Raw genomic sequence first — 25,069 nt, 5'->3', positions numbered from 1 at the left:
GTCACAGCGCGAGCTCCGATCGCCGGCGGGGATCGAGCCGTTCGCGCCAGGCCCCCGCGAGGCCCGCGACGGCCAGCGTGGGGACGATGATGAACAGCCCGGGGAAGAGGGTCGGCCACCACTGGCCGGCGAGCAGCGTGCCGCGCGCGGCCTGGGCCATCGAGCCGAGGCTCGCCGTGTGGGCGGGCAGGCCGAGGCCGAGGAACGACAGCGCCGACTCGTGCCAGATCGCGTGCGGGACCATGAGGACGGCCGCGAGCCCGGCGCGCGGCAGCACCGCGGGCAGCAGGTGCCGCACGGTCACCCGCCACCGCGAGGCACCACCGGAGATCGCCGCGTCGACGTAGGGGCGGGTGCGCAGCGACAGCAGCTCCGCCCGCACGATCCGGGCCGTGGACAGCCAGTGCGTGACCGCGACCGACGCGACGACCGGCCAGACGCCGGGCCGGAACATCGCCACGACGAAGATCCCGAGCAGCAGGTGCGGCACGGACGAGAAGAGGTCGACGAGGCGCATCACGACACGGTCGGCCCAGCCGCCGAGCGCCCCGGCGAGCGTACCGACCGCCGTCCCGACGACGGTCGCGGCCAGCGCGGCCACGACGCCGACGAGCAGGGACACGCGCAGACCGTGCACACAGCGCAGCAGCAGGTCCCGTCCGACCTCGTCCGTCCCGAACGGGTGCGCCCAGGACGGCGGCCGCAGCTTCGCCGCGAGGTCGACGGCCTGCTCGTCCAGCGGCCAGGCCACGGGGGCGACCAGCGCGGTGAGCACGACGACGGCGACGAGGGCGGCGGACAGCCGCAGGCGGTCACCCATGCCTGTCACATCCCTTCATGGGCCACCCGCGGATCGGCCAGGCCGTACAGCAGGTCGGACAGCAGGTTCCCCAGGAGCACGGCCGCCGTCGCCAGCACCGTCAGCGCCGCCAGCAGCGGGAAGTCCACGGACGTCGCCGCCTCGACCGTGGCCGAGGCGATCCCCGGCCAGCTGAAGACGGTCTCCACGAGCAGCGCTCCGGTGATCAGTTCGGGCACGCGGGAGCCGATGAGGGTCAGGACGGGCAGCAGGCCGGAGCGCAGCGCGTGCCCCAGCAGGACGGTGCGCTCGCCCAGCCCGCGGGCGCGGGCGCCGCGCACGGGGTCCTCGGCGAGCGCGTCACCGACCCCCTGCCGTACGTACAGGACGAACCACGGCAGCTGGGTGACCGCGAGGACGCAGGCGGGCAGCACCAGGTGGGGCAGCACCTGCCCGGCCGTGACCGCGTCGCTCCCGGTGTCCGTGAGCCCGCCCGCCGGCAGCACGTCCAGCCGCAGCGCGAAGAGCCAGACGGCGAGCAGCCCGATCCAGAACGGCGGCGCCGCCTCCAGCATGTAGGAGAGCGCGGTGACGGCCTTGTCGAAGAGCCCGCCGCGGCGGCGCGCGGCGAGCACCCCGAGCACCGTCCCGGCGACGACCGCGAGGACGAAGGCGACCCCGCACAACAGCACCGACCAGCCGATGCGTTCACCGATGACCTGGGACACCGGCTGCCGCAGCGTGGCGGAGTCGCCGAGGTCGCCGGCGAGGGCGTGGGTGACCCACTCCCACCAGCGGACGGCGAACGGCCGGTCGGCGCCCAGGTTCCGGCGCACCTGGTCCAGGACGTCCCGCCCCGCGACCGGCCCGGACGAGCCCGCGTAGGCCGGGTCGAAGGGCGAGGCCGCCGCGACGGCGAAGACGGCGAAGGTGACGACGGCCAGCACGGGGACGGCGGCCAGCAGCCGCCGTCCCGTCATGCGGGCCATCGCCCCCCAGGGCAGGGCGCTCACGGCTTCGGCTGCCACGCCTCGACGTTCCACCACGGGCCCGCGCCGAGGCCGTGGTCGTGCGGCTCGGTCTGCGTCGTCAGGTCCTTCCAGGCGTCGTCGACGACGTAGAGGTGGTCGACGTGCGTGAAGAAGACATAGCCGGGGTTGTCGGCGAGGCCGCGCTGGACCTTGTCGTAGGCCGCCTTGCGCGCGGCCTTGTCGCCCGCGTGCCGGCCCTCCTCCAGGGCCTTGTCGACCTCGGGGTTGTCGTAGGCGGCCATGTTGTTGAAGCCGTCGAGGGCGAGGGAGGAGTGCAGGAGGTTGTAGAGGTCGAAGTCCGGGTCGGCCGGGTTGCCGCCGCCCGCGAGGACGGCGTCGTCCTTCATCTTCGGCTCGATGACCTCCCAGGTGCCGCTCTGCACGGTCACCTTGACGCCGACCTTCTTCGCGTCGGAGGCGAAGGCGAGCGCGTGCTCCTGGCGGAGCTTGTCCCCGGCCGGGAACCAGAGCGTGAACTCGGCCTTCCGCCCGTCCTTCTCCCGGATCCCGTCGCCGCCGGGCTTCCAGCCCGCGTCGTCGAGCAGCTTCCGCGCCTTGTCCGGGTCGTACGGGCGCTCCGTGCCCTTCGCGAACCACGGGCTGTCCGTCGGCACCGGCCCGTAGCCCTCGCGGCCCGCGCCCTCCAGCAGTTCGGCGACCATCGCCTTGCGGTCCACGGCCAGGTCGAGCGCGCGGCGCACGGCGAGGTCGCCGGTGACCTTGTTGGCCGTGGGCAGGGTCACACCGCGGAAGTCGGTGGTCCGGGCGGTGATGATCTTCTTGCCCGCATCCTTGCGGAAGCCGTCCGCGAGGTTCGGGGGCAGGATCGCGCCGTCGAGGTCGCCGGAGCGCAGCCGGGTGGCGCGCACGTCGTCGTCCTTGACGATCGCCATCGTCAGCTTCTTGATCTTCGGCGCGCCGCCCCAGTAGTCCGGGTTGGCGGCGAAGGTCAGCTTCTCGCCCTTGCTCCAGCCCGTCAGCACGTACGGCCCGGTGCCCACCGGCTTGGTGTTGAACGCGCCGGTGTTGACGTCCTGCCCCTTGGCGACGTGCTCCGGGACGATCGGCAGCACCGTGCGCTCGGCGAACGGCGCGTACGGGTACTTGAGCTTGAAGACGACCGAGTCGTCGCCGCGCGCGCTGACGCTGTCGATCGCGTCGAGCTCGCCCTTGTTCTCGTTGTTCGTCTTCTTGTCGAGGATCGTCTCGTAGGTGAAGACGACGTCCTTCGCGGTGAACGGCTCGCCGTCGCTGAACTTCACGCCGTGCCGGAGCTTGTACGTGTACGTCCGCCCGCCGTCGGTCACGGTCGGGAGCTCGGCGGCCAGCGCCGGCCGGAGCCTCATCTCCGCGTCGTGGCGCAGCAGCCCGTCGAAGATCTTGGAGTTGCCGTCCTTGCCGTAGCCGAGGAGCGGGCTCAGCGTGTCCGGCTCCTCCGCCAGACCGACGACGAGGGAGTCCTTGCCCCCGCTCGTGCCGCCCTTGCCGGCGGGCTTCGAACAGGCGGTGGCGGCTCCCGCGGCGAGAATGCCTGCCATGGCCATGGCGGCCATTCCCCGAATGGATCGGGCCGTCATGCGCCGCGCTCCTTTGCTCTCGGTCCATTGCTCTTGCGAATCGCTCGCAATTAAACCGTATGCGCTGGTGGCGGCGGGTGGCGGGGTGGGGAGAACCCCCGGCCGCCCTGGGCGCCCGGGGGTTCTCCGGCACTGCCGGCGTCAGCAGACGATGTACAGGCTCTGCCAGCCGAACGGAGTGGACTGCTCGGCGTCACGGTTGCTCCGCAGCACCGTATGGACCGGGTCACGGCCGTCGGCCGCGTTGTGCATCCGGCCGTCCTGGCCGCGCGGGACCCACTTGTACGACCCGTGGAACGGGATCTGGTGGAACCCACAGCCGTTGATGTCGGCCGAGCGCCCGCTGAAACTCGTCCCCTCGTACGCGACGAAGGACGACGTCATTCCTGCGGCGCCCGATTCCGCGGCGGTCGACGGGACGGCGGCGAGGCCGCCGATCGCGACGGTCGCGACCAGTGCGGCGGCGGCGCGGCGGCCGAACGTGAACGTGCGCATTGCTTCCCCCATTTCGGAGCGGTTGTTCCGTTCCGACGCTAGGGGCTCTGCGGCAGCCTCCGCCTCAGCATTCGATCCTGGTCGAAATCCTGCCCACGGCTTTGCCGCTACTCGTCCAGCTGTTCGCCGAAACCGGCAACGACCTCGTACAGGGCGGGATTTGCCGACACGGTGATATCCGGGTCGTCCTCAAGGGCCCGCATACGCGCCCTGAACTCCGGGTTCGCCATGGCCGCCTGCCAGGCCCCGCGGCTGTCCCAGTGGGCGACATTGATCAGTTGAAAGCGCGTCTCCGAGGACAGGGCCCGGTGCAGCCGGGAATCCCGGAATCCGGGTGCGGTGCTCATGATCCGCGCCCGCTCGCGCCAGGTGGCCACGAATCTCTCGACCTGGTCGGCGGGCACCTCGATGACGTTGACGAACGTGACGGGTGCGACGTCGGCGTCCTGTCTGCTGTCTTGACTCATGGGACGCATGTTCCCACCATGGCCGGATCGGCCGAGGGGCGGGGCCGGGCGGGGAGTTGATGCGTGGTGTCCACCGTGACAGCCGATGTGGTGGTGGCCGGGAACGGGGAGGCGGCCGGCGGCCCCGCCGTCCCCCGGGCCGGGGGCGCCTTCGTCGTCCTCGGCGCCCAGGCCACGCGGTGCGCCGCCGAGAACTACCAGGCCGTCCGCGCGGCCGCCGCGCGGCACGGGGAGCCGTGCCGCGAGGTCGACCCCGCCTCCATCGGATAAACCGGATCGATTCCTCCCGCGACAAGGCATCAGCGCGCAACTGCTCGAAGACCACCCGCGCCTCGGCCACCAGTTTCGCCGAGTCGGTGATCTGCCCTCGCGAGTAGGTCTCTTCGTACAGGACTTCCTTGCCGTTCTGGTGGGTGATCAGGCTGAAGGGCAGCCCTCGCGGCGGAGCTCCGGCACTGAACGGGAACACCTGGAGATTGATGTGCGGCGACTCCGTGGCCTCCGCCAGGAAGCGCAGTTGCTCCCGCATCGCATCGGGTCCACCTACACCGGACCACAGGACGGACTCGTAGAAGACGGCCCACAGCTTCATCGGGTTGGGTCCGTCGAGCAGCTCCCGGCGCTGCATGCGTTGCGCGACGAACGCCTCGATCTGCTGGGGCGAATCCTGCGGACGAGCCGCCCGGAAGACGGCCTCCGCATACGCCGGGGTCTGCGGAACACCCAGGACCAGCATGCCGGAGTAACGGCAATTCGTCAGCGCCTCCCGCTCCAATTGCAGGTAGGGAATGAACCACGCGGGACTCCCCGCATCGGCGGCCTTCTGCCGCATCCGGGCGTAGACCCCCGGCGTCCCGCACACCCGATCCAACTGCTCCGCGAACTGCGCGCTCGCCAGTTGCTGCCCGGTCTCGACCTTGCTCACATGCGGCTGCCGGAAGTGCATCTCGTAGGCGAGCTTCGCCTGTGACCACCCCCGGGCCTCGCGGGCGAACTTGACCTCCTTGCCGAACTCGGCCGCAGGCGACGCACATTCTTCGCCCATACGTCCAACTCCCCGATTCCAGTGGCTGCTTGGAATGGAAAATACCCTGGTCAGCGGGGCCGCGTGGCTGGAATCTGATCCTCCCCAGATGATTCCCGTTCACCGTGAGCGGGACTCCCAGAGGATCGAACGTGCGAACAACGGGACCGGAGTTCCCCCCGAGGTGCGTGGTTGATGGACACGCGACGCGGATGGTCGGGCAGGTCGTGGACGGGACGGGTGCGACAGTCCAGTTGCGGCCGCCCGGCGGCGGACGCGGGTGGGAGGCCGCACCGGAGGGGCTGCGCCTCGCGACGCCCGGGGAGCGGCGGCGGTCGGGGATCCATCCGGTCAAGCGGCAGCGGGTCAGGCTCAGTTGGGTGGGGCCCTCGCTCGTGACGGAGGAGATCGCCGCCCCGGACCTCTGGGGGACCACATGATCCCGCTCCCCCACAGCGGCGGCCCGCCCGTGATGCCCGCGCCGGTGGACGGCTGCGCCCTCTGCCGACGGCTGGACAGGGCCTGGCGGACCGCTTACGAAGGCAAACCGTCCGCGGAGGCCGACACGTTGGCACGGGCCTTCGTGGCCCACCGTCAACGGCACCGGGCGGCGTCCGGTTGAGGGCCTAGCCCCGGCACACCCCCGTACTCCCCCGCGCCTCCAGCCGCAGCGGCTCCTCGTGGACGCGGACCGGGGGTGCGCCGTCGAGGAGGGCGAGGAGGTGGCGGGCGGCGCGGTGGCCGAAGGCGGGGGTGTCGCGGGAGAGGGCGGTGAGGGACGGGTGGGCGGTGCGGCAGAGGACGGAGTCGTCCCAGGCGACGATGGAGAGGTCGCCGGGGACGGAGAGGCCGCGGCGGCCGGCGGCGGCGAGGCCGGCGACGGCCATCACGTCGTTGTCGTAGACGAGGGCCGTCGGGGGGCGGGGGGCGGCGAGGACACGGTGGGTGGCCTCCGCGCCCTGGGCGTCGGAGTAGTCGGTGACGAGGGAGGCGACGCGGTGGAGGCCCCGGCGGTCCGCCTCGGCGCGGAGGGAGGCGATGCGGCGGCGGGTGTGGGCGAGGCCGGGGAGTCCGGCGATGTGGGTGATGCGGCGGTGGCCGAGGGAGTGGAGGTGGTCCACGATGGCGGCCATCGCGGCGGTGTCGTCGGCGCAGACGGCGGAGATCGCCCCGGCGGACGGCGGGAGGGGCCCGGCCGGGGCGCCGACGATCACGGCGGGGAGGCCGAGGGCGGCCAACTGCGCGTACCGGGGGTCGTCCTCGCGCGGATCGACGACGAGGACGCCGTCCACCCGGCGCTCGGCCCACCAGCGGTGGTGGACGGCGCACTCGGCGGACACGTCCTCCACGACCTGGAGGAGCAGGCCGAAGTGGCGCTCGGACAGGGCCTCCTGGACGCCGGAGACGAGCTGGAGGAAGAAGGACTCGACGCCGAGGGTGCGGGCGGGGCGGGCCAGCACCAGGCCGACCGTGGCCGCGCCCTCGCCGGAGAGGGCGCGGGCGGCCGTGCTGGGCCGCCAGCCGAGCTGTTCGGCGACGCGCCGGACGCGGTCGCGGGTGGCGGGCGAGACGCCGGGGCGGCCGTTGAGGGCGAAGGAGACGGCGCTCGGGGAGACGCCGGCGCGGCGCGCGATGTCCTTGATCGTGGGGCGGCGGGCGGGGACACGGCGCATCGCGGTCCCTCCCTTCAGGAGGTCGGTACCCGACCACGCTAAAGCGCATTAGTTCACGACGGAAGTGCCGGGAGTATTGACGCAACTCCCTTGGCGGGTGCACCTTTTCGGGCATGGCATTGTCCCGGGGAAGGGCCCTCGTCACCGTGCCGCTGGTCTCCGCCGTGCTCGCGCTGGCGACCGCGTGCGGAGCGGACGGGGGCGGCGGCGGATCGAGCGCCGACGGAAAGCCGGAAGGAAAGATCACTTTCCAGACCTGGAATCTGCGGGCGAAGTACAAGGACTACTTCGAGGGTCTGGTGAAGGACTTCGGGAAGAAGTACCCGGACGTCACGGTGGTCTGGCTGGACCAGCCCGCCGACAACTACGCGGACAAGCTCGGCGCCGACGCCGCCGGGGGCACCCTGCCCGACGTCGTCAACGTCTCCCCGGATCTCTCCTATCCGCTGGCCAGGGCGGGGATGCTGGTCGACCTGGACGAGGAGAAGGCGGCCGCGCGGTTCAAGGACGAGTACACGCCGGAGGCGTGGCGGGGCAACGTCCTGCCCGGGCTGGGCGGTTCGTACGCGTTCCCCTGGTACCTCAACACCGGCCCGCTGTTCTACAACAAGAAGCTCTTCCGGGAGGCCGGCCTCGACCCGGAGAAGCCGCCGAGGACGTACGACGAGCTGTTCGGCGCGGCGGAGACCATGGCCCGCGCGTCCGGCGGCAAGGTCGCGACCCTGGCCGGGACGCCGTCCATCGAGGACTTCGGCCGCTACGGCGTCCGGCTGATGAACGACAAGGCCACCGAGTTCACGTACAACGAGCCCAGGGGCGTCGAACTCCTCGGCAGGTACAAACAGCTCTACGAGCACGGCGGACTCGATCCGCAGGCGCTCACCAACACCCCCGAGAAGGTCGGGCAGAAATTCCTGGAACAACGGGTCGCCATGAATCCGGGCAGCGCCTTCGACCTGGCCAACTTCAAGAAGAACGCACCCGGCCTGTACCTGAGCCTCGGTATCACCGACGCGCCGAACAACACCGGAAAGCCCAATATGTATGTGATGGGCCTCGGGGTGAACGCGCACAGCAGGCACAAGGCGGCGGCCATCGCCTTCGCGCACTTCGTGACCGAGCGGAGGAACCAGGAGGACTTCGCCCACCGGGTCGCCGTCTTCCCCAGCACCAAGGGCTCGCTCGACACCCCGTACTGGACGCGGGACGACGGCACGGCCGAGGGCCGGGTGCGGGTCGCCTCCGCGAAGATGCTCAAGGGCGCGGTCAATTACACCCCCGTGGTGATGACCGACGAGATGAAGACCGTGCTGAAGAACGAGGTCGCCAAGGCGCTCCAGGGCAGGAAGTCGCCGCGGCGGGCGCTGGACGACGCGGTGGCCCGCAGCAACCACCTGCTCGGGCAGGGCTGAGGACGCCGCCGTGGCCGGACGCGTCCGTACCCACCGGGCCGTGAGCCCCTGGCTGTTCCTCCTGCCGGGCCTCGCGGTGGTCACCGCCTTCAGCCTCTGCCCGTTCCTCACCACCGCCCACCACGCGTTCACCGACGCCCGTACGCTCACCCCCGGCGGGTGGGTCGGGCTCCGCAACTTCCGCGAGATGCTGCACGACGAGCAGTTCTGGGTGGCGCTGCGCAACAGCGGCCTGTACGTCCTCGTCGTCGTGCCGTTCACGGTGCTGCTGCCGCTGCTGCTCGCGCTGCTGGTGGAACGGCGGCTGCCGGGCGTGGCGTTCTTCCGTTCCGCGTTCTACACGCCGGTCGTCGCGTCCGTGGTCGTGGTGGCGCTCGTCTGGGGCTGGATGCTGGACGACCGGGGGCTGGTCAACGGGCTGCTGCGGGTGCTGGGCGCCGGGCCGGTGCACTTCCTGGGCGACCAGTGGCTGCTGCTCCTCAGCGCGATGGCGCTGACCGTGTGGAAGGGTCTCGGCTACTACATGGTCATCTACCTGGCGGCGCTCGCCGGCGTCCCGCGCGAGCTGCACGAGGCGGCCGCCGTGGACGGCGCGGGCGCGCTGCGCCGCTTCGTCAGCGTCACCGTGCCGGCGGTGCGTTCGACGATGGTGCTGGTGGGCGCGCTGTCGTCGGTGGCGGCGTTCAAGGTGTTCTCCGAGGTGTACCTGCTGGCCGGGCCGACGGGCGGGCCGGCAGGGGCCGACACGACCCTCGTCATGCTCGTCCAGCGGACGGGCACGGGGCTCAACGGCCGTGTCGGCTACGCGTCGGCCCTCTCGCTGGTCGTCTTCGGCGTCGCACTGGTGCTGATGCTGCTGGTGCTGCGCGCCAACCGCCGTGGGAGGGAGGGGGGATGAGGTCGCGGGGACGGGTGGTGCGAGGGGTGGTGCGGTACGCGCTGATGCTCGTCGTGCTGGCCGTCACCGTCGGCCCGTTCCTCTGGCAGCTCTCCACGTCGCTCAAGGGCCCGGCGGAGGACGTCTACACCTCGCCGCCGCGCTTCCTGCCGGCGCACCCGACCGGCGCCAACTACGCGGAGGTCGCCGACGTCATCCCCGTCTGGGACTACGCGCTCAACTCGCTGAAGGTGGCGGTGGCGAGCGTCCTCACCAATCTCGTCGGGGCTTCGACGGCCGGGTACGCGCTGGCGCGGCTGCGGTTCCGGGGGCGGCGGGCGGCGGGGCTGGCCTTCGTGGCGGCCCTGCTCGTCCCCCTGGAGTCCGTCATCATCGCCCAGCTGACGCTGGTGCGGGATCTGGGGCTCGGCGACACGCTCGTCGCCGTCGTGCTGCCCGGCGCGGTCGGCGCGCTCAACGTCCTGCTGATGCGCAACGCGTTCGCCGGCGTCCCGTACGAGCTGGAGGAGGCGGCCGTCATCGACGGCGCGAACGTGTGGCAGCGGTTCACGCGGATCGCGCTGCCGTCGGTGCGGGGGACGCTCGCGGTCGTCGCGATCTTCGCGTTCACGGGGGCGTGGGACGACTTCCTGTGGCCGCTCGTCGTCCTCTCGGACTCCGACCGCTTCACCCTGACCGTCGGACTGAACTTCCTGCACGGCACGTTCCAGCAGAATCCCCGGCTCGTCGCCGCCGGGACCGTGATCGCGGTCGCCCCGCTCCTGGTGATGTTCGCCGTTCTCCAGCGGTACTTCTTCCGCGGGGTCGGCGAGGGGGCCGTGAAGGGCTGAGAGGAGTCGTCGTGTCCCGCTCCCCCGTACGCTTCGGGGTCAACTACACGCCCCGGCGCGGCTGGTTCCACCACTGGCTCGACTTCGCACTCGACGACGTCCGGGCCGACTTCGACGACATCGCGTCGCTGGGCCTGGACCACGTGCGGGTGTTCCCGCTCTGGCCGGTCTTCCAGCCCAACCGGACGCTCGTCCGGCCGCGGGCCGTCGAGCAGCTCGTCGCGCTGGTGGACGCGGCCGGCGAGCGGGGGCTGGACGTGGCGGTGGACGGTCTTCAGGGTCACCTGTCGAGCTTCGACTTCCTGCCGTCGTGGGTGACGACGTGGCACCGCCGGAACATCTTCACGGATCCGGACGTCGTGGAGGCCCAGGCCCGCTATCTGGCCGAGCTGGCCGGGGCGTTGGCCGACCGGCCCAACTTCCTCGGCATGACCGTCGGCAACGAGACCGACCAGTTCTCCGGCGAGCCGCATCCCGATCCGGACCGGGTGACGGCGGAGGAGGCGGGGCGGTGGCTCTCCCGCCTCGTCTCGGCCTGCGAGGCGGCCGCCCCGGGGCGGGCGCATCTGCACTCGTCGTACGACGTGGCGTGGTACGACGGGACGCATCCGTTCACGCCCGCGCACGCGGCGCGCATCGGGGCGATGACCGCCGTCCACTCGTGGGTCTTCAACGGGACCGCCCAGCGGCACGGCGCGGAGGGGGCGGCGACCGGCCTCCACGCCGCCTATCTCATCGAGCTCTCCAAGGCGTGGGCCCTCGATCCCGCCCGACCCGTCTGGCTCCAGGAGGTCGGCGCGCCGGCCCCGCACGTCCCGCCCGGGCGGGCCGCGGCCTTCGCCCGGACGACGCTGCTGAACGCGCTGGACTGCCAGGGGTTGTGGGGGGTGACGTGGTGGTGCTCGCACGACGTGTCGCGGGCGCTGGCCGATTTTCCCGAACTCGAGTACGGGCTCGGGCTCTTCACGCAGGAAGGCAGGCCCAAGGATCTCGCGGGGGCGGTGGCGGATGTCGCCCGGGAGGTCCGGGAGGGCACCTTGGCCGTGCCCGCCCCGGTGCGGCGGACGGCACTCGTGGTGGACGCGGGGGATGTGGTGAGTGCGCCGTCGCGGGGGGCGCTGGCGCCGGGGGGTGTGTGTTTCGAGGCGTGGATGCGGATGGCTTCCGGGGGCGGGAGGCCGGCTGTCGTGCTTGCCCAACGGGTGGGGGAGGAGGGGCATTTGGCGGGGAGGGGGATTGAGGAGGTGGTGGGGGTGGAGCAGCTGCGTTAGCTGTTGCTTGTTGGGTTTTGCCCCGGCCCCTCCCCCAGAGGGGTACCCCCAGGACGGGCTAAAACAAGGAGCCCCGCACCATGCACCCCACCCGCCGCCACGTCCTCCTCACCACCGCCGCCCTGGCCATCCCCGGCCCGCCACCCCGACCACACAACAAACCCCAGCCCCAACCCCCACCACCCCACACCCCCTACTGGTTCCCCGACACCCTCCCGCCCGGCTCTCCCCCGCCCGGGACCACCTGGCGCAGCCTCTCCCGCTGGAGACCCGGGGACGACCCGGACGTGCCGTTCAACACGGCGACCGTGCCGCTGGCCCGCCGCGTGGCGGGGAGGGGGCCGCACGCCCGCATCACCGCTCTCGTCTCCTTCGCCCCCACCTCCGGCAACCCCTCCCAGGGATCACCCACCGCCGACAGCTACGCGTTCACGCACTGGGCGTACCTGGACGAACTCGTCTTCTGGGGCGGGTCGTCCGGTGAGGGGCTGATCGTGGCGCCGAGCGCCCCCGTCGTGGACGCGGCGCACCGCAACGGCGTCCCCGTCCTCGGGACGGTCTTCCTGCCGCCGGCGGCGTACGGCGGCAGGCTGGAGTGGACGCGGGACCTCCTGCGGAGATCGGCGGACGGCCGCCGCTTCCCGCTCGGCGACCAGCTCGTCCGCGTCGCGCGCACCCACCGCTTCGACGGCTGGTTCGTCAACGCCGAGACCGGGGGCGGCGACCGCCGGCTCGTACGACGCCATGACCACCACCGGCGCCATCGACTGGCGCAACCGGCTGGACGACCGCAACGCCCCCTTCTTCCGCGCCGCCGGCTCGATGTTCCTGAACTTCGGCTGGACCCGCGCCGGCCTGCGTTCGTCGGCCGCCCTCGCCGAGCGCCTGGGGCGCAGCCGCTACGAGCTGTGGGCCGGGATCGACGTGGAGGCGCGCGGCCGTGACACGCCCGTGGACTGGGACGCCGTCGTCACCTCGTACGGCTTCTACCGCCCGGAGTGGACCTGGAGGACCGCCCCGAGGAACGACCCCGCCGCCTTCCACGCCCGCGACGACCGCTTCTGGCTGGAGACGGACGCGCGGTGGCGCGCCCCGGCCGGCCTCGTCGCCGCCCGCTCCACGGTCACGGCCCTTCCCTTCGCCAGCGCCTTCAACACCGGGCACGGCACCGGCTGGTGGGAGCGCGGCAGGCGCACCTCCGGCCGGCCCTGGTCGCACCTCGGGCTCCAGGACCGGCTGCCCGCCCGCCGCCGCTCGGTCCGCTTCGACTTCACGGACGCGTGGTACGGCGGCAGCAGCCTCCTCGTCGACGACACGTTCGACGCACCGACGACGGTCGAGCTCTTCGCGACCCGTCTGCGCCTCTCCCCCACGGCCGTCCTCGAACTGACGCACCGCGGCGGCCCGCCGGGGGCGGACCTGGCGGTCACCGTCGACGGGCGCACCACGTACCTGCCCGTCCGGGGGCAGGGGCCGGGCTGGACCACCACTGTCCTCCCCCTCGGGCACCTGCGCGGCACGGTCGACGCGCTGGGCCTGCGCCTGCGGCCCGGCCGCGTCCACTGGCGCCTCGGCCGCCTGGCCGTGTACGACGGCACCGCGCCACCGCCCCCGCCCCGGCCCGGATCCCCGGCCGTGACCGCCTCGGCGCTCAACCCCGACGGCTCCGCCGCCCTGCGCGTCACCTGGCGCACCACCGGACACCCCGTACGCCACTACACCCTCCATCAGCGCCTGCCCGGCGGAGGGGCCCGCTTCCTCGGGGGCACCTGTGGGCATGCCTACTACGTTCCTGCGCTGATCCGTACGGCCGGGGAGGCGGTCACGCGCGTGGAGGTGCGCGCCGTGGACGAGTTGTACGTCTCCTCGGCCCCCGCTCCGTTCCTCTTCCCCTGGCCGACCCAAGGATCCTAAGGACACCTCATGCACAACGACCGCACCCTGACCGAGGCCCGTCTCAAGCGCGTGCTGGACGAACGGATCCGGCCGGCCGTGTATCCGGCGTCGGTCCCGCTGGACGTCGGGGTCTGGCAGGCGCCCGGTGAACGCGTGCCCGTCCCCGAGGGCATCGCGGCCCCGCGCGAGCGGGTCGAGCCGGGCGCGGCGTGGGGCCCGGCGTGGGGGACGAGCTGGTTCACGGTGTCGGGGACGGTCCCCGGGGCGTGGGCGGGGCGTACGGTCGAGGCCGTCCTCGACCTGGGCTTCGACGAGAACATGACCGGTTTCCAGTGCGAGGGGCTGGTCCACCGCGAGGACGGCTCGCCGGTGAAGGGGCTCAACCCGCGCAACCACTGGGTGCGGATCGCCGCCCCGGCCGCCGGCGGCGAGCGCGTCAGGCTGCACATCGAGGCCGCCTCGAACCCGGTCATCCTCGACTACCACCCGTTCACCCCCACCGAGCTGGGCGACCGCGAGACCGCCGACGACCGGCCGCGCTACCGGCTGGGCCGGATGGACCTCGCGGTGTTCGACGAGACGGTGTGGGAGCTCGTCCAGGACCTGGAGGTGCTGGAGGGGCTGATGAGGGGGCTGCCGGAGGAGTCGCCGCGCCGCTGGGAGGTGCTGCGGGCGGTCGAGCGGGCGCTGGACGCCCTCGATCTCCAGAACGTCGGCCGGTGCGCGGCCGCCGCCCGCGAGCGGCTCGCCGGTGTCCTCGCCGCCCCGGCGCACGCCTCCGCGCACCGGATCAGCGCGGTCGGGCACGCGCACATCGACTCGGCGTGGCTGTGGCCGCTGCGGGAGACGGTGCGCAAGGTGGCCCGTACCACGGCCACCATGACGGCGCTGCTGGAGGACGAGCCGGGCTTCGTCTACGCGATGTCGCAGGCGCAGCAGTTCGCGTGGGTCAAGGAGCACCGGCCGGAGGTGTGGGCGCGGGTGCGGAAGGCGGTGGCGGAGGGCCGGTTCGTCCCGGTGGGCGGGATGTGGGTGGAGTCGGACACCAACATGCCGGGATCGGAGGCGCTGGCGCGGCAGTTCGTCCACGGGAAGCGGTTCTTCCTGGACGAGTTCGGGATCGAGACGGAGGAGGTGTGGCTGCCGGACTCGTTCGGCTACTCGGCGGCGCTGCCCCAACTGGTGCGGCTGTCGGGCTCGAAGTGGTTCCTGACGCAGAAGATCTCGTGGAGCAGGACGAATGTCTTCCCCCATCACACCTTCTGGTGGGAGGGGTTGGACGGCACCCGCGTCTTCACCCACTTCCCGCCCGTCGACACGTACAACGCCCAGCTGTCGGGTGAGGAGTTGGCGCACGCCGTTCGCAACTTCCGGGAGAAGGGCCGGGCGACGCGCTCGCTGGCGCCGACGGGCTGGGGCGACGGAGGCGGCGGGACGACGCGGGAGATGGTGGCGCGGGCCAAGCGCCTGGCGGACCTGGAGGGTTCGGCGCGGGTGGCCTTCGAGCGGCCGTCGGCGTTCTTCGAGAAGGCGCACGCCGAGTACGAGGACGCGCCCGTGTGGGTGGGCGAGCTGTACCTGGAGCTGCACCGGGCGACGCTCACCAGCCAGGCCCGCACCAAGCGGGGCAACCGCCGGGCCGAACACCTGCTCCACGAGGCGGAGTTGTGGTCCGCGACAGCGGCGGTGCGCACCGGCTTCCCGTATCCGTACGAGCGGCTGGACCGGCTGTGGAAGACGGTGCTGCTCCACCAGTTCCACGACATCCTGCCGGGCACCTCGATCGCCTGGGTGCACCGCGAGGCGGTGCGGACGTACGGGCAGGTCACCGCGGAACTCGAGGAGTTGATCGGAGAGGCCACGTCCGCGCTCGCGGGGGACGCCTCGGCGGGCGGCACGGTGGTGTTCAACGCGGCGCCGCACGGGCGGGCCGGCGTGGCGGCGCTGTCGGCGCGCCGGGAGGGCGCGCCCGTCCCGGAACCGACGACGATCACGCCCCGCGAGGGCGGCGGTCACGTCCTCGACAACGGTCTGCTGCGCGCCGAGATCGACGGGCGCGGCCTGCTGGTGTCCGTCCGCGACACGGAGACCGGCCGTGAGACGCTCGCCCCGGGCACGGCGGCCAACCTCCTCCAGCTCCACCAGGACTTCCCGAACATGTGGGACGCCTGGGACGTGGACGAGTTCTACCGCAACACGGTCACGGACCTCACGGACGCCGACACGGTGGAGCCGACGGACGACGGCGCGGTGCGCGTCGTCCGGTCCTTCGGCCGCTCGCGCTTCGAGCAGCGCATCGCCCTCCCGGCGGGCGTGCGGCGCGTCGACATCGACACCGAGGTGGACTGGCACGAGACGGAGAAGTTCCTCAAGGCCGCGTTCCCGCTGGACGTGCGCACGGACCGGATCGCCGCCGAGACGCAGTTCGGGCACCTGTACCGGCCGACGCACGCCAACACGGGCTGGGACGCGGCCAAGTTCGAGGCGTGCGCGCACCGGTTCGTCCACCTGGAGGAGGGCTCCTGGGGCTGGGGCGTGGCGCTGGTGAACGACTCGACGTACGGCTACGACGTGACGCGTGACGTCCGCCGCGACGGCGGCACGACCACCACCGTCCGCCTCTCCCTGCTGCGCGCCCCGCGCTTCCCCGACCCCCGCACCGACCAGGGCGTGCACCGCTTCCGCCACGCCCTGGTCCCCCACGCGTGGATCGGCGACGCGGTGCGCGAGGGCTACCGCATCAACCTCCCCGAGCGCCGCGTGCCGGGCGACCGGGGCACGGGGGCCTTGGCGCACTCGGGGAACGAGGCGGTGGTGATCTCGGCGGTGAAGCTCGCCGACGACGGCGGCGGGGACGTCGTCCTGCGCGTGTACGAATCCCTGGGCGGCCGGGCCGAAGCCGATCTCTCCCTCTCCTTCGACGCCGCCTCCGCCCACCGCTGCGACCTGCTGGAACGGCCGCAGGAGGCGGTCGCGGTCGACGGCGGGCGGATCCGGCTGCCACTGCGCCCGTTCGAGATCGCGACGCTGCGCGTCGTACGGGCCGATGCCGCGCGATAAGGGCCGCTCGGCCCACCGGCCCGCACATCCGCACGAGCCCCCACATAACATTCCGGCATGAAGCTCCGTCCGCCCCGCCGCCGGCGCACCCGTCTGGCGGCGGCCGCCGCCGCCCTCGCCGTGCTGGCCGGTGCCGGCACCTGGACCGTGGCCGCCGCCGGCGGCGACCCGCCGGTGCGCCGCGAGGACCGGTTCCTGGCGGCCGCCGGGGACGGGGTGCGGCTCGACACGTCGTTCTTCACCGCCGGCGACGCCGGCCGGCGCAGACCGGCCGTCCTCCTCGCCCACGGCTTCGGCGGCAGCAAGGACGACCTGCGCTCCCGGGCCGAGGACCTGGCCCGCGACGGGTACGCGGTGCTGACCTGGTCGGCGCGCGGGTTCGGGAAGTCGGGCGGGAGGATCGGGCTCAACGACCCCGACCGCGAGATCGCGGACGTCGGCCGGCTGCTCGACTGGCTCGCCACCCGCCCCGAGGTCCGGCTCGACGGCGAGGGGGACCCCCGCGTCGGGATCGCCGGCGCCTCCTACGGCGGCGCGGCCGCGCTCCTGGCCGCCGGGCACGACAAGCGCGTGGACGCCGTCGCCCCGTCCATCACCTACTGGAACCTGGCCGACTCGCTCTTCCCGGACGGCGTGTTCAAGAAGCTCTGGTCCGGGATCTTCTTCACCAGCGGCGCGAGCGGACCCTCGAAGGCGCGCTGCGGGCGGTTCGCGCCCGACCTGTGCGCCATGTACGAGCGCGTCGCCACCGCCGGCCGCCCCGACGCCGACGCCCGCGCGCTCCTCGAACGCCGCAGCCCCTCCGCCGTCGCCGACCGCATCAAGGTCCCGGCGCTGCTCGTCCAGGGACAGGGCGACTCGCTGTTCCCCCTGACCGAGTCCGACCGCGCGGCGCGGGCGATCCGGCGCAACGGCGCGCCCGTCGCCGTCGACTGGATCGCCGGCGGGCACGACAGCGGGTCGAAGGAGGAGGACGGCCGGGTGGCGGACCGCACCCGCACCTGGTTCGACCGCTACCTCAAGGGCGACAAGAGCACCGGCACCGGCCCGGCGTTCCGCATCAGCCGGACCGGCGGCCTCGACTCCGCCGAGGGACGGCAGCGGCTGCGCGGCGCGAGCGGCGACCGCTACCCGGGGCTGCGCAACGATCCGCGCACGATCCCCCTCGCCGGCCGCGAGCAGCGCTTCGGCAACCCGGCGGGCGGGGCGCCGCCCTCCGTCTCCGCCGTCCCCGGGCTCGGCGCGGCCGCGCGCCTGTCGGGGCTGGGCCTGGGCCTGGCGCTGGACTTCCCGGGCCAGTACGCCCGTTTCGACTCCGCGCGGCTCACCGAGGGCGTCCGCGTCACCGGCACCCCGGTCGCCAGGGTCGAGGTGGCCTCGGACAGCGGCGAGGCGACGCTCTTCGCCAAGGTCTACGACGTGGGGCCGGACGGCAAGGAGCAGCTGCCGGGCCAGCTGGTCGCCCCGCTCCACGTGACCGGTGCCCGGGACGGCCGGACGGTCGAGGTCCGGCTCCCCGCCATCGACCACACCTTCGAGGCCGGGCACCGGATGCGGCTGGTCCTCTCCGCCACCGACCTCGGCTACGCCTCCCCCGCCGCCCCGGCCGCGTACACCGTCTCCCTCGCCGGCGGCGGGCTGAGCGTGCCGACCGCACCGGACGTGACGACCGGTTCGGCCGGACTGCCCTGGTGGGCCTGGGGACTTCCGGCCGCCGGCGCCGCCGCCGCGGCCGCCCTGCTGCTCACCGGACGGCGCCGGACCGCGACGCCCGCGCCCGATCCGGCGCTGGCCGACGTGCCGTTGCAGATCAGCGGACTGACCAAGCGCTACGCGAAGTCCCACGACCGGTACGCCGTACGGGACTTGTCGTTCCGCGTCGAACGCGGCCAGGTGCTGGGCCTGCTGGGGCCGAACGGCGCGGGCAAGACCACGACCCTGCGCATGCTCATGGGCCTCATCCGCCCCGACGGCGGGGAGGTGCGGGTCTTCGGCCACGCGATCCGGCCCGGCGCGCCCGTGCTGTCGCGGGTGGGCGCCTTCGTGGAGGGGGCGGGCTTCCTGCCGCACCTGTCCGGGCGGGCCAACCTCGACCTGTACTGGCGCGCCACGGGCCGGCCGGCCGGGGACGCGCACGTGGCGGAGGCGCTGGAGATCGCCGGGCTCGGCTCCGCGCTGGACCGGGCCGTCCGCACGTACTCCCAGGGCATGCGCCAGCGCCTCGCCATCGCCCAGGCGATGCTCGGCCTGCCGGACCTGCTGATCCTGGACGAGCCGACGAACGGCCTGGACCCGCCGCAGATCCGCGAGATGCGCGAGGTGATGATCCGGTACGCGGCCGGCGGCCGCACGGTGATCGTCTCCAGCCATCTGCTGGCCGAGGTCGAGCAGAGCTGTACGCATCTGGTGGTCATGGACCGGGGGCGGCTGGTCACCGCCGGGCCGGTCGCCGACATCACCGGCTCCGGCGACACGCTGCTGGTCGGCGTGGCGGGCGGGGTCGGCGACGCCCTCGCGGAGAAGGTGGCGGGGCTGCCCGGCGTCGCCTCGGCCGTGCGCGCCGACGAGGGCCTGCTCGTCCGGCTCGGCGGCCTGACCACGCCCGAACTGCTCGGCGAACTGGTCCGGTTGGAGATCCCGGTGACGTCCGTGGGACCGCACCGGCGGCTGGAGGACGCGTTCCTGACCCTGATCGGAGGCACCCCATGAGTACGGCGTCCGCACCGGGCTACCGGCCGGGCCGCACCCTGCCGCTGCGCGTCGAGGCCGCGCGCCAGCTGCGGCGCCGCCGCACGCTGGTGGTCGGCGGGGTGCTGGCCGTGCTGCCGTTCGTGCTGATCGCCGCGTTCGCCGTCGGCGGGCGGTCGGGCGGCCGCGACGACCGGATCTCGCTGATGGACACCGCGACGGCCTCCGGCGTGAACTTCGCGGCCACGGCGCTGTTCGTCTCGGCGGGCTTCCTGCTGGTGGTGCCGGTCGCCCTGTTCTGCGGCGACACCGTCGCGTCGGAGGCGAGCTGGTCGTCCCTGCGCTATCTGCTGGCGGCGCCCGTGCCCCGGACGCGGCTGCTGGCGAGCAAGCTGACGGTGGCCCTGGCGTTCAGCGCGGCGGCGATGCTGCTGCTGCCGCTGGTGGCGCTCGCGGCGGGCGCCGCCGCGTACGGCTGGGGGCCGTTGCAGCTCCCGACCGGCGGGACGCTCCCGGCGGGCACGGCCGTGGCCCGGCTGGCGGCCGTGGTCGCGTACGTCTTCGTCGGCCAACTGGTCACCGCCGCCCTGGCGTTCTGGCTCTCCACGGTGACGGACGCGCCGCTCGGCGCGGTCGGCGGGGCGATGGGGCTCACCATCCTCGGCAACGTCCTGGACGCGGTGACGGCGCTCGGCCACTGGCGCGACCTGCTGCCCGCGCACTGGCAGTACGCGTGGGTGGACGTCCTCCAGCCGCACGCCGAGTGGGGCGGCATGGTCAGGGGCGCGGCGGTGTCCGTCGCCTACGCGCTGGTGCTCTTCGCGCTCGCCTTCCGGCACTTCAGGGCGAAGGACGTCGTGTCCTGACGGGGTGTCCTGACGCGGTGTCCTGACCCCGCGTGGCGGCCGGGCGGGGGCTTCTGGGAGGCTGTCCCGGCCCGCAGCACCAGGTCCCTCTCCCGGAGGTCGGCAGCACATGGACGCAGCAGCGGCGGCGACGACCGCCCGTACCGTCTGGCGATGGACCGAACCGGTCCACGCCGTCACCTACTTCTCGCCGGAGGGCCGGGCGGCCTTCGAGGACGCGGGGCTGCGCGGCTGGTGGCGCGGCTACTTCGCGGGCCGCTCCGCGCCCTTGGGGCCGGTGGGGCCGGAGCCGGTGACGGCCGCGTTCTTCGGCTTCGCGCCGGGCGCGGTGGCCCGCTCCCTGCCGTCGGTGTGGGAGGTCGTGCCGCCGGGCCGCGCCCTGGAGCTGCGGCGCACGGGCTCGCGCGCGGCGCTGCGCCGGCTGCTCGCGGGCCTGGAGGCCGAGGCCGCGCGGGCGGCGGAGCTGCTCGTCCGGCACCTGGACGGGCTCGACTGCGCCGGGCGGCCGCTCGGCGCGGCCAACGCGGCGCTGGGCTTCCCCGTGGATCCGCTGGACCGGCTGTGGCACGCGGCGACGCTGCTGCGCGAGCACCGGGGCGACGGCCATGTCGCCGCCCTCGTCACGGCCGGCCTCGACGGCTGCGAGTCGCTGGTGCTGCGCAGCGGCATCGACGTGCCGCGCGACCGGCTCCAGCCGTTGCGCGGCTGGACGGACGAGGAGTGGGCGGCGGCCGCCGGGCGGCTGGCCGGCCGCGGGCTGCTGGCGGCGGACGGCCGGGCGACGGAGGCGGGCCGCGCGCTGTACGCGCGGGTCGAGGCGGCGACGGACCTGGCGGCGTCCCGGCCGTGGCAGGCACTGGCGCCGGACGCCGTCGAGGCGTTGGGGGCGGTGCTGCGGCCCGTGGCGCGGGCGTGCGCGGCGGAGCTGCCGCAGCCCAACCCCATGGGGCTGGCACGGGACTTGTAGGCCCCGCGCCCCGGGGTGTATCGGTCGGGCAGCGAAGTGACCGGTCCGGTACCCCCGGGAGGAATCGATGCCGTCCGTCACGACCGTCTACGCCGTCTCCGGCCTGCACTGCGAGCGCTGCGAGGCCGCCGTCGTCAAGGCCGTCACCGCGCTCCCCGCCGTCCGCGCCGCCGAGGCCGACGCGGCGGGCGGGCGCCTCACGGTCACCACCGCGGGCGAGCCGGACGACGCGCTGCTCGCCCGCGCCGTGGAGGGGGCCGGGTACGCGCTCGCCGGCCGTTTTTCGTGATGACTCTGTAACAACGGGATCTTCTGCCGCGCGGGGCCCGTCTTCACCTGTGACAACGCACGCATGTGACGACACGCGCATGTGACGACGGACGAACCACCGAAAGGCAGAACGGATCATGGCACTGCCGCAGCTGTACAGGAAGCGGATCGCGGCTCTGGTGACGGCCACGGTGCTCGGCTTCGCCGGGACCGTCACCGCCGCCGTCACCGCCGACGCGGTCGGGCGGGGCACGGACGCGAGCGGTCCCGTGGTGGAGCGGCCCGCGCAGGGCGTCGTCCAGGTCGTGGACGACGCGCACCGCCGGTGACTAGTGGACGGAGAACCCGCCGTCCACGAAGAGCGACTGCCCGGTGACGTACGCCGAGGCCCCGCTCGCCAGGAACACCACCGCCCCCGCGAAGTCCTCCGCCAGCCCGTTGCGCCCCACGAGCGTGCGCGCGGCCAGCGCCTCCACCGTCGCCGGGTCGGACGACAGCCGCTCGTTGAGCGGCGTCCTCACGAACCCCGGCACGAGCGTGTTGCAGGTGACCCCGTGCGGGGACCACGCCTCGGCCTGCGAACGGGCCAGTGACTCCAGCGCCCCCTTCGAGACGCCGTAAGCCCCGCTCCGCGCGAAGGCGCGGTGGGCCTGCTGGGACGTCACGTGGATGATGCGGCCGAATCCGCGCTCGGCCATGCGCGGGCCGAAGCGCTGCCCCAGGAGGAAGGGGGCCTCCAGGTTCACGGCCATGGTCGTGTCCCAGACGTCCTCGCCGAGGTCCGTCATGGGCGGGCGCAGGTTGACGCCGGCGGCGTTGACGAGGATGTCCGGCTCGCCGAACGCCTCCACCGCGCGCTCCGCGGCGGTGCGGACGCCCTCCCTGCCGCCGAGGTCGGCACTCACCCAGGCCGCCCGGCAGCCCTCGTCGGTGAGCCCGTCCACGGTCTCGGCCAGGGCCCTCTCGCCGCGGGCGACCACGACGACGCCGGCCCCGGCCCGGGCGAGGGCGGTCGCCATGGCGCGGCCTATGCCGGAGCTGCCGCCGGTGACGAGGGCGACTCTGCCCCGGAGGGAGAAGAGGCGGGAGAGGTAGTCCGTTGCGATCATGGTGTCGCACCTTAGCCGGTGGAGCCCCGGCCCCGTCCCCCTGCGCCCTACGGAAGGGTGCAGCGCAGATCCGGGAGGCGCTTCCCCCCGCCGGCGAGCGTCACCTTCACGTCCGCCGCCGGCACGTTCCCCGGCACCTCGTTGTGCGCCGCCGTGCACACCAGCTGCGTCCGCGCCGGGCGCGTCAACTGCCCGACGTCGAAGGGCAGTCGGATCGCGACCTGGCCTCGGGAGACCGTCACGGAGACCCCCGCCCCGGAAGGCCCCGGCTTCATCATGACCTCGCTGAAGAATCCCCGCGCCCGCTCCGCGTCGTTCGGCCCGGCGAGCATCAGCCGCACCGCCTGTTCCGCGTCCACGGGCCCGTCCGCCGGCCGCGGCAGGCCGAAGACGGCGCCGTTGACGACGGCGAAGTAGAGCCGGGCCCGGTACCCGGGATCGCCGGGCCGTTTGACGCCGGTCGCCGGCAGCCCGAAGTCGATGACCTCGGTGCGCTCGATGCCGCAGCCGGCGAGCAGGCCCAGCAGCGGGACGACGGCCAGCAGGCGCCGCGTTCTCACTCCTCCCCACCTCCCGCGCACAGCGGCAGCTCCACGGTGAACACGGCACCTCCGTCGGGGGAGTTGGCGGCCCGCACCGTGCCGTGGTGCAGCCGTACGTTCTCCATGGTGATCGCGAGCCCGAGGCCGCTGCCCTCGGAGCGGGCGCGGGCCGCGTCGGCCTTGTAGAAGCGGTCGAAGACGTGCGGCAGGACGTCGGGGTCGATGCCGGGCCCGCGGTCGGCGACCTCGATGAGCAGCCGCTCGTCGTCCGCGCGGAGCGAGACGCGCACGGGCTCGCCGCCGTGCCGGAGCGCGTTGCCGACGAGGTTGGCGACGACGACGTCGATGCGGCGGGTGTCGAGGCGGGCGCGGACGCCCTCCGGCAGGGTGGCCGCGACCCGGTCCTGCCAGTTGCGGGCCTGGAGGGTCTTGCGGACGGTCTCGGCGACGTCGACCTCGTCGAGGTGCAGCGCCGCGGCGCCGGCGTCGAAGCGGGAGATCTCCATGAGGTCCTCGACCATGCGGGCCAGTTTCCCGGTCTCCTCGCTGATGAGGCGCACGGCGTAGGCCGTGTCGGGGTCGAGGGTGGCGGCGTCCTCGTCGAGGACGTCGACGACGGCGGTCATGGCGGCGAGCGGGGTGCGCAGTTCGTGGGAGACGTCGGCGGCGAAGCGCCGCGAGTTGGCCTCCATGCGGCGCAGTTCGGCGACGTTCTCCTCCAGCGCGGCGGCCATGCCGTTGAACGTCCGGGAGAGTTCGGCGAGTTCGTCGCGTCCGGTGACCTTCAGCCGGGTGTCGAGCGCGCCGTCGGTGATCTGCTGGGCGCCGCGGCGCAGTTCGCGGACCGGCCGCAGGACGCTGCGGGCGGCGAAGAGGGCGGGGACGACGGCGAGTCCGACGGACAGCAGGGCGCCGCTCTGGGCGGCGTTGACGAGGGCCTGGACGTTGGCGTCGTCCTCGCGCAGCGGGACGCGGGCGTAGACCTCCAGGCCGGACGTGGTGGTGGTGTTCTGGTAGGTGACGGGCAGGCCGACGACGAGCCAGGGGCGGCCGCCGGACTCGACGCGCTGGACGGCGGGGACGCCGTTCCTCACCTTCTCCTGGACGCCGGAGCCGATGACGTCCTCGTCCTCGGTCCGCACGCCCGGGATCAGCGGGCCGTCCTTGTAACGGGTGTGGACGATCCAGTGCTGCGACGCCTCGCCGGCCACGGTCAGGCCCTTGGAGAGCTTGGCGAGAGCCGCCTCGCCGGGCGGCATCGCGAGGTCGGTGACCTGGGAGTTGACCTGGCCGCGCAGGGCGTTGACCGCGGTGTCCTGGGTGCGCTGGAGGATCGCGGTGCGGGCCTCGCGGAAGGTGAGGGCGGCGGTGGCCAGCGCGCTGAGCGCGGCGACGAGGAGGAAGGCGACGACGAGGCGGGCGCGCAGTCCGCGCGCGAGCCCCCGCACACCGCCCCCGGGGCGTCTCACAGCGGGCCGAACCGGTAGCCGAAGCCGCGCACGGTCTGGATGTAGCGGGGCGAGCGCGTGGAGTCCTCGACCTTGGTGCGCAGGCGCATCACGCAGGCGTCCACGAGCCGGGCGTCGCCGTGGTAGCTGTGCTCCCAGACGTGCTCCAGGAGCTGCTGGCGGCTGTAGACCCGGCCGGGGGTGGCGGACAGGTGGAGCAGCAGCTTCATCTCGGAGGGGGCGAGGGCGAGGTCCCGGCCGTGCTTGGAGACGAGCAGTCCGGCGCGGTCGATGACCAGGTCGCCGTGGGTCTCGACGGGGGCGGGCCGCTCGGGGTCGGGGCCGCCGCCGTCGGGGGCGGCCCGGCGCAGGACCGCGCGTATGCGGGCCTCCAGGACCTCGCCGCGGGCGGGCTTGACGATGTAGTCGTCGGCGCCGGCCTCCAGGCCGAGGACGACGTCGATGTCGTCGCCGCGGGCGGTGAGCATGATGATCGGCAGTTGCTGGGTGGCGCGGATGCGCCGGCAGACCTCGAAGCCGCTGACGTCGGGAAGCATCAGGTCGAGGAGGACGAGGTCGGGGCGGAAGGCGCCGAGGGCGGCGAGCCCGGCCTCGCCGGTCGCCGCGGCCTCGACCTCGTGGCCGCGGCGGCGCAGGGTGAGGCTGACGCCTTCCCTGACGGCGCGGTCGTCTTCGATCAGAAGCACGCGAGACATACGGACAGTATCGGTCGGGTTAGCACACGA

23 protein-coding genes and 2 pseudogenes are annotated in these 25,069 nt (G+C 73.5%); 14 read left to right on the top strand and 11 right to left on the bottom strand.

What is annotated here, in order from left to right:
- Nucleotide 1: 1 nt before the first annotated feature.
- The 5 genes from AC230_RS04155 to AC230_RS04135 form a co-directional block, all read right to left on the bottom strand.
- Nucleotides 2-820 carry an ABC transporter permease gene (locus tag AC230_RS04155; protein ID WP_049714531.1) on the bottom strand — a complete coding sequence of 273 codons (819 nt, stop codon included), beginning with the start codon at nucleotides 818-820 and terminating at the stop codon, nucleotides 2-4.
- Nucleotides 821-825: 5 nt separating this feature from the next.
- Nucleotides 826-1,788, bottom strand: a complete 963-nt coding sequence (locus AC230_RS04150; RefSeq protein WP_049715006.1) for an ABC transporter permease — start codon at nucleotides 1,786-1,788, stop codon at nucleotides 826-828.
- 20 nt (nucleotides 1,789-1,808) lie between these two features.
- Nucleotides 1,809-3,407 (bottom strand): ABC transporter substrate-binding protein, encoded by a 1,599-nt coding sequence (locus AC230_RS04145; protein ID WP_049714530.1) that lies wholly within the window; start codon nucleotides 3,405-3,407, stop codon nucleotides 1,809-1,811.
- A gap of 141 nt (nucleotides 3,408-3,548) precedes the next feature.
- Nucleotides 3,549-3,902 (bottom strand): MiAMP1 family antimicrobial peptide, encoded by a 354-nt coding sequence (locus tag AC230_RS04140; protein WP_049714529.1) that lies wholly within the window; start codon nucleotides 3,900-3,902, stop codon nucleotides 3,549-3,551.
- A 107-nt stretch (nucleotides 3,903-4,009) separates the two neighbouring features.
- Complete coding sequence (locus AC230_RS04135; protein ID WP_049714528.1) at nucleotides 4,010-4,369, bottom strand: antibiotic biosynthesis monooxygenase family protein; 360 nt, start codon at nucleotides 4,367-4,369, stop codon at nucleotides 4,010-4,012.
- A gap of 66 nt (nucleotides 4,370-4,435) precedes the next feature.
- Here AC230_RS04135 and AC230_RS04130 point away from each other — a divergent pair, with 66 nt between their 5' ends.
- Nucleotides 4,436-4,639: a hypothetical protein gene (locus tag AC230_RS04130; RefSeq protein ID WP_157868505.1), complete on the top strand. Its 204-nt coding sequence runs from the start codon at nucleotides 4,436-4,438 to the stop codon at nucleotides 4,637-4,639.
- A gap of 52 nt (nucleotides 4,640-4,691) precedes the next feature.
- On the opposite strand, the pseudogene AC230_RS34620 reads toward AC230_RS04130, so the two are convergent.
- Nucleotides 4,692-5,414, bottom strand: a pseudogene (locus tag AC230_RS34620) (helix-turn-helix domain-containing protein); the annotation flags it as partial.
- A 167-nt stretch (nucleotides 5,415-5,581) separates the two neighbouring features.
- Here AC230_RS34620 and AC230_RS31755 point away from each other — a divergent pair.
- Nucleotides 5,582-5,833, top strand: coding sequence for a hypothetical protein (locus tag AC230_RS31755; protein WP_157868504.1), 252 nt, complete (start codon nucleotides 5,582-5,584; stop codon nucleotides 5,831-5,833).
- Nucleotides 5,834-6,019: 186 nt separating this feature from the next.
- Here AC230_RS31755 and AC230_RS04115 read toward each other — a convergent pair whose 3' ends face one another.
- Nucleotides 6,020-7,066: a LacI family DNA-binding transcriptional regulator gene (locus AC230_RS04115; protein ID WP_049714524.1), complete on the bottom strand. Its 1,047-nt coding sequence runs from the start codon at nucleotides 7,064-7,066 to the stop codon at nucleotides 6,020-6,022.
- Nucleotides 7,067-7,179: 113 nt separating this feature from the next.
- Here AC230_RS04115 and AC230_RS04110 point away from each other — a divergent pair, with 113 nt between their 5' ends.
- The 12 genes and pseudogenes from AC230_RS04110 (at nucleotide 7,180) to AC230_RS04060 (ending at nucleotide 21,553) form a co-directional block, all read left to right on the top strand.
- Nucleotides 7,180-8,478, top strand: coding sequence for an ABC transporter substrate-binding protein (locus AC230_RS04110; protein WP_049714523.1), 1,299 nt, complete (start codon nucleotides 7,180-7,182; stop codon nucleotides 8,476-8,478).
- A gap of 10 nt (nucleotides 8,479-8,488) precedes the next feature.
- Nucleotides 8,489-9,376, top strand: a complete 888-nt coding sequence (locus tag AC230_RS04105; protein ID WP_049714522.1) for a carbohydrate ABC transporter permease — start codon at nucleotides 8,489-8,491, stop codon at nucleotides 9,374-9,376.
- Nucleotides 9,373-10,206: a carbohydrate ABC transporter permease gene (locus tag AC230_RS04100; protein WP_049714521.1), complete on the top strand. Its 834-nt coding sequence runs from the start codon at nucleotides 9,373-9,375 to the stop codon at nucleotides 10,204-10,206. The genes AC230_RS04105 and AC230_RS04100 overlap by 4 nt, the downstream gene beginning before the upstream one ends.
- 11 nt (nucleotides 10,207-10,217) lie before the next feature.
- A complete protein-coding gene (locus tag AC230_RS04095) occupies nucleotides 10,218-11,477 on the top strand; it encodes a glycoside hydrolase 5 family protein (RefSeq protein WP_049714520.1) in 1,260 nt (419 codons plus the stop codon).
- A gap of 80 nt (nucleotides 11,478-11,557) precedes the next feature.
- Nucleotides 11,558-12,133 (top strand): annotated as a pseudogene (locus AC230_RS34465) (endo-beta-N-acetylglucosaminidase); the annotation flags it as partial.
- An 88-nt stretch (nucleotides 12,134-12,221) separates the two neighbouring features.
- Nucleotides 12,222-13,391, top strand: a complete 1,170-nt coding sequence (locus AC230_RS34460; RefSeq protein WP_338399777.1) for an endo-beta-N-acetylglucosaminidase — start codon at nucleotides 12,222-12,224, stop codon at nucleotides 13,389-13,391.
- A gap of 9 nt (nucleotides 13,392-13,400) precedes the next feature.
- Entirely contained in the window at nucleotides 13,401-16,433 is a 3,033-nt protein-coding gene (locus AC230_RS04085) for an alpha-mannosidase (protein ID WP_049714519.1), read from the top strand.
- 57 nt (nucleotides 16,434-16,490) lie between these two features.
- Nucleotides 16,491-19,142, top strand: a complete 2,652-nt coding sequence (locus AC230_RS04080; RefSeq protein WP_049714518.1) for an alpha/beta fold hydrolase — start codon at nucleotides 16,491-16,493, stop codon at nucleotides 19,140-19,142.
- Nucleotides 19,139-19,987 (top strand): ABC transporter permease, encoded by an 849-nt coding sequence (locus AC230_RS04075; protein ID WP_049714517.1) that lies wholly within the window; start codon nucleotides 19,139-19,141, stop codon nucleotides 19,985-19,987. The genes AC230_RS04080 and AC230_RS04075 overlap by 4 nt, the downstream gene beginning before the upstream one ends.
- A 109-nt stretch (nucleotides 19,988-20,096) precedes the next feature.
- Nucleotides 20,097-20,954, top strand: coding sequence for an SCO6745 family protein (locus AC230_RS04070; protein WP_049714516.1), 858 nt, complete (start codon nucleotides 20,097-20,099; stop codon nucleotides 20,952-20,954).
- Between the two features lie 67 nt (nucleotides 20,955-21,021).
- Complete coding sequence (locus tag AC230_RS04065; RefSeq protein WP_049714515.1) at nucleotides 21,022-21,243, top strand: heavy-metal-associated domain-containing protein; 222 nt, start codon at nucleotides 21,022-21,024, stop codon at nucleotides 21,241-21,243.
- Between the two features lie 118 nt (nucleotides 21,244-21,361).
- Nucleotides 21,362-21,553, top strand: a complete 192-nt coding sequence (locus AC230_RS04060; protein WP_049714514.1) for a hypothetical protein — start codon at nucleotides 21,362-21,364, stop codon at nucleotides 21,551-21,553.
- On the opposite strand, the gene AC230_RS04055 is transcribed toward AC230_RS04060, so the two are convergent.
- From AC230_RS04055 to AC230_RS04040, 4 genes are read right to left on the bottom strand one after another with little or no spacing between them, the layout of a single operon-like run.
- On the bottom strand, nucleotides 21,554-22,333 hold the full coding sequence (locus AC230_RS04055) for an SDR family NAD(P)-dependent oxidoreductase (protein ID WP_049714513.1): 780 nt from the start codon (nucleotides 22,331-22,333) through the stop codon (nucleotides 21,554-21,556).
- 47 nt (nucleotides 22,334-22,380) lie between these two features.
- Nucleotides 22,381-22,893 (bottom strand): hypothetical protein, encoded by a 513-nt coding sequence (locus tag AC230_RS04050; RefSeq protein WP_049714512.1) that lies wholly within the window; start codon nucleotides 22,891-22,893, stop codon nucleotides 22,381-22,383.
- Entirely contained in the window at nucleotides 22,890-24,344 is a 1,455-nt protein-coding gene (locus AC230_RS04045) for a sensor histidine kinase (RefSeq protein WP_049714511.1), read from the bottom strand. The genes AC230_RS04050 and AC230_RS04045 overlap by 4 nt, the downstream gene beginning before the upstream one ends.
- Nucleotides 24,341-25,039, bottom strand: a complete 699-nt coding sequence (locus AC230_RS04040; RefSeq protein ID WP_049714510.1) for a response regulator transcription factor — start codon at nucleotides 25,037-25,039, stop codon at nucleotides 24,341-24,343. Before AC230_RS04040 ends, AC230_RS04045 begins: the two co-directional genes overlap by 4 nt.
- Between the last annotated feature and the right edge of the window lie 30 nt (nucleotides 25,040-25,069).

Origin of the sequence: Streptomyces caatingaensis, from assembly GCF_001187435.1 — a bacterium.
Taxonomy (GTDB): Bacteria; Actinomycetota; Actinomycetes; order Streptomycetales; family Streptomycetaceae; genus Streptomyces; species Streptomyces caatingaensis.
Note: the sequence above shows the minus strand (reverse complement) of the source record. Positions and strands in the feature narration are given on the sequence as shown.

What these genes read in the sequence shown, in the direction of transcription:
- AC230_RS04155 (WP_049714531.1), bottom strand. Translation starts at nt 820, where the DNA reads ATGGGTGACCGCCTGCGGCTGTCCGCCGCCCTCGTCGCCGTCGTCGTG.
- AC230_RS04150 (WP_049715006.1), bottom strand. Translation starts at nt 1,788, where the DNA reads ATGGCCCGCATGACGGGACGGCGGCTGCTGGCCGCCGTCCCCGTGCTG.
- AC230_RS04145 (WP_049714530.1), bottom strand. Translation starts at nt 3,407, where the DNA reads ATGACGGCCCGATCCATTCGGGGAATGGCCGCCATGGCCATGGCAGGC.
- AC230_RS04140 (WP_049714529.1), bottom strand. Translation starts at nt 3,902, where the DNA reads ATGCGCACGTTCACGTTCGGCCGCCGCGCCGCCGCCGCACTGGTCGCG.
- AC230_RS04135 (WP_049714528.1), bottom strand. Translation starts at nt 4,369, where the DNA reads ATGAGTCAAGACAGCAGACAGGACGCCGACGTCGCACCCGTCACGTTC.
- AC230_RS04115 (WP_049714524.1), bottom strand. Translation starts at nt 7,066, where the DNA reads ATGCGCCGTGTCCCCGCCCGCCGCCCCACGATCAAGGACATCGCGCGC.
- AC230_RS04110 (WP_049714523.1), top strand. Translation starts at nt 7,180, where the DNA reads ATGGCATTGTCCCGGGGAAGGGCCCTCGTCACCGTGCCGCTGGTCTCC.
- AC230_RS04100 (WP_049714521.1), top strand. Translation starts at nt 9,373, where the DNA reads ATGAGGTCGCGGGGACGGGTGGTGCGAGGGGTGGTGCGGTACGCGCTG.
- AC230_RS34460 (WP_338399777.1), top strand. Translation starts at nt 12,222, where the DNA reads ATGACCACCACCGGCGCCATCGACTGGCGCAACCGGCTGGACGACCGC.
- AC230_RS04085 (WP_049714519.1), top strand. Translation starts at nt 13,401, where the DNA reads ATGCACAACGACCGCACCCTGACCGAGGCCCGTCTCAAGCGCGTGCTG.
- AC230_RS04080 (WP_049714518.1), top strand. Translation starts at nt 16,491, where the DNA reads ATGAAGCTCCGTCCGCCCCGCCGCCGGCGCACCCGTCTGGCGGCGGCC.
- AC230_RS04075 (WP_049714517.1), top strand. Translation starts at nt 19,139, where the DNA reads ATGAGTACGGCGTCCGCACCGGGCTACCGGCCGGGCCGCACCCTGCCG.
- AC230_RS04070 (WP_049714516.1), top strand. Translation starts at nt 20,097, where the DNA reads ATGGACGCAGCAGCGGCGGCGACGACCGCCCGTACCGTCTGGCGATGG.
- AC230_RS04065 (WP_049714515.1), top strand. Translation starts at nt 21,022, where the DNA reads ATGCCGTCCGTCACGACCGTCTACGCCGTCTCCGGCCTGCACTGCGAG.
- AC230_RS04060 (WP_049714514.1), top strand. Translation starts at nt 21,362, where the DNA reads ATGGCACTGCCGCAGCTGTACAGGAAGCGGATCGCGGCTCTGGTGACG.
- AC230_RS04055 (WP_049714513.1), bottom strand. Translation starts at nt 22,333, where the DNA reads ATGATCGCAACGGACTACCTCTCCCGCCTCTTCTCCCTCCGGGGCAGA.
- AC230_RS04040 (WP_049714510.1), bottom strand. Translation starts at nt 25,039, where the DNA reads ATGTCTCGCGTGCTTCTGATCGAAGACGACCGCGCCGTCAGGGAAGGC.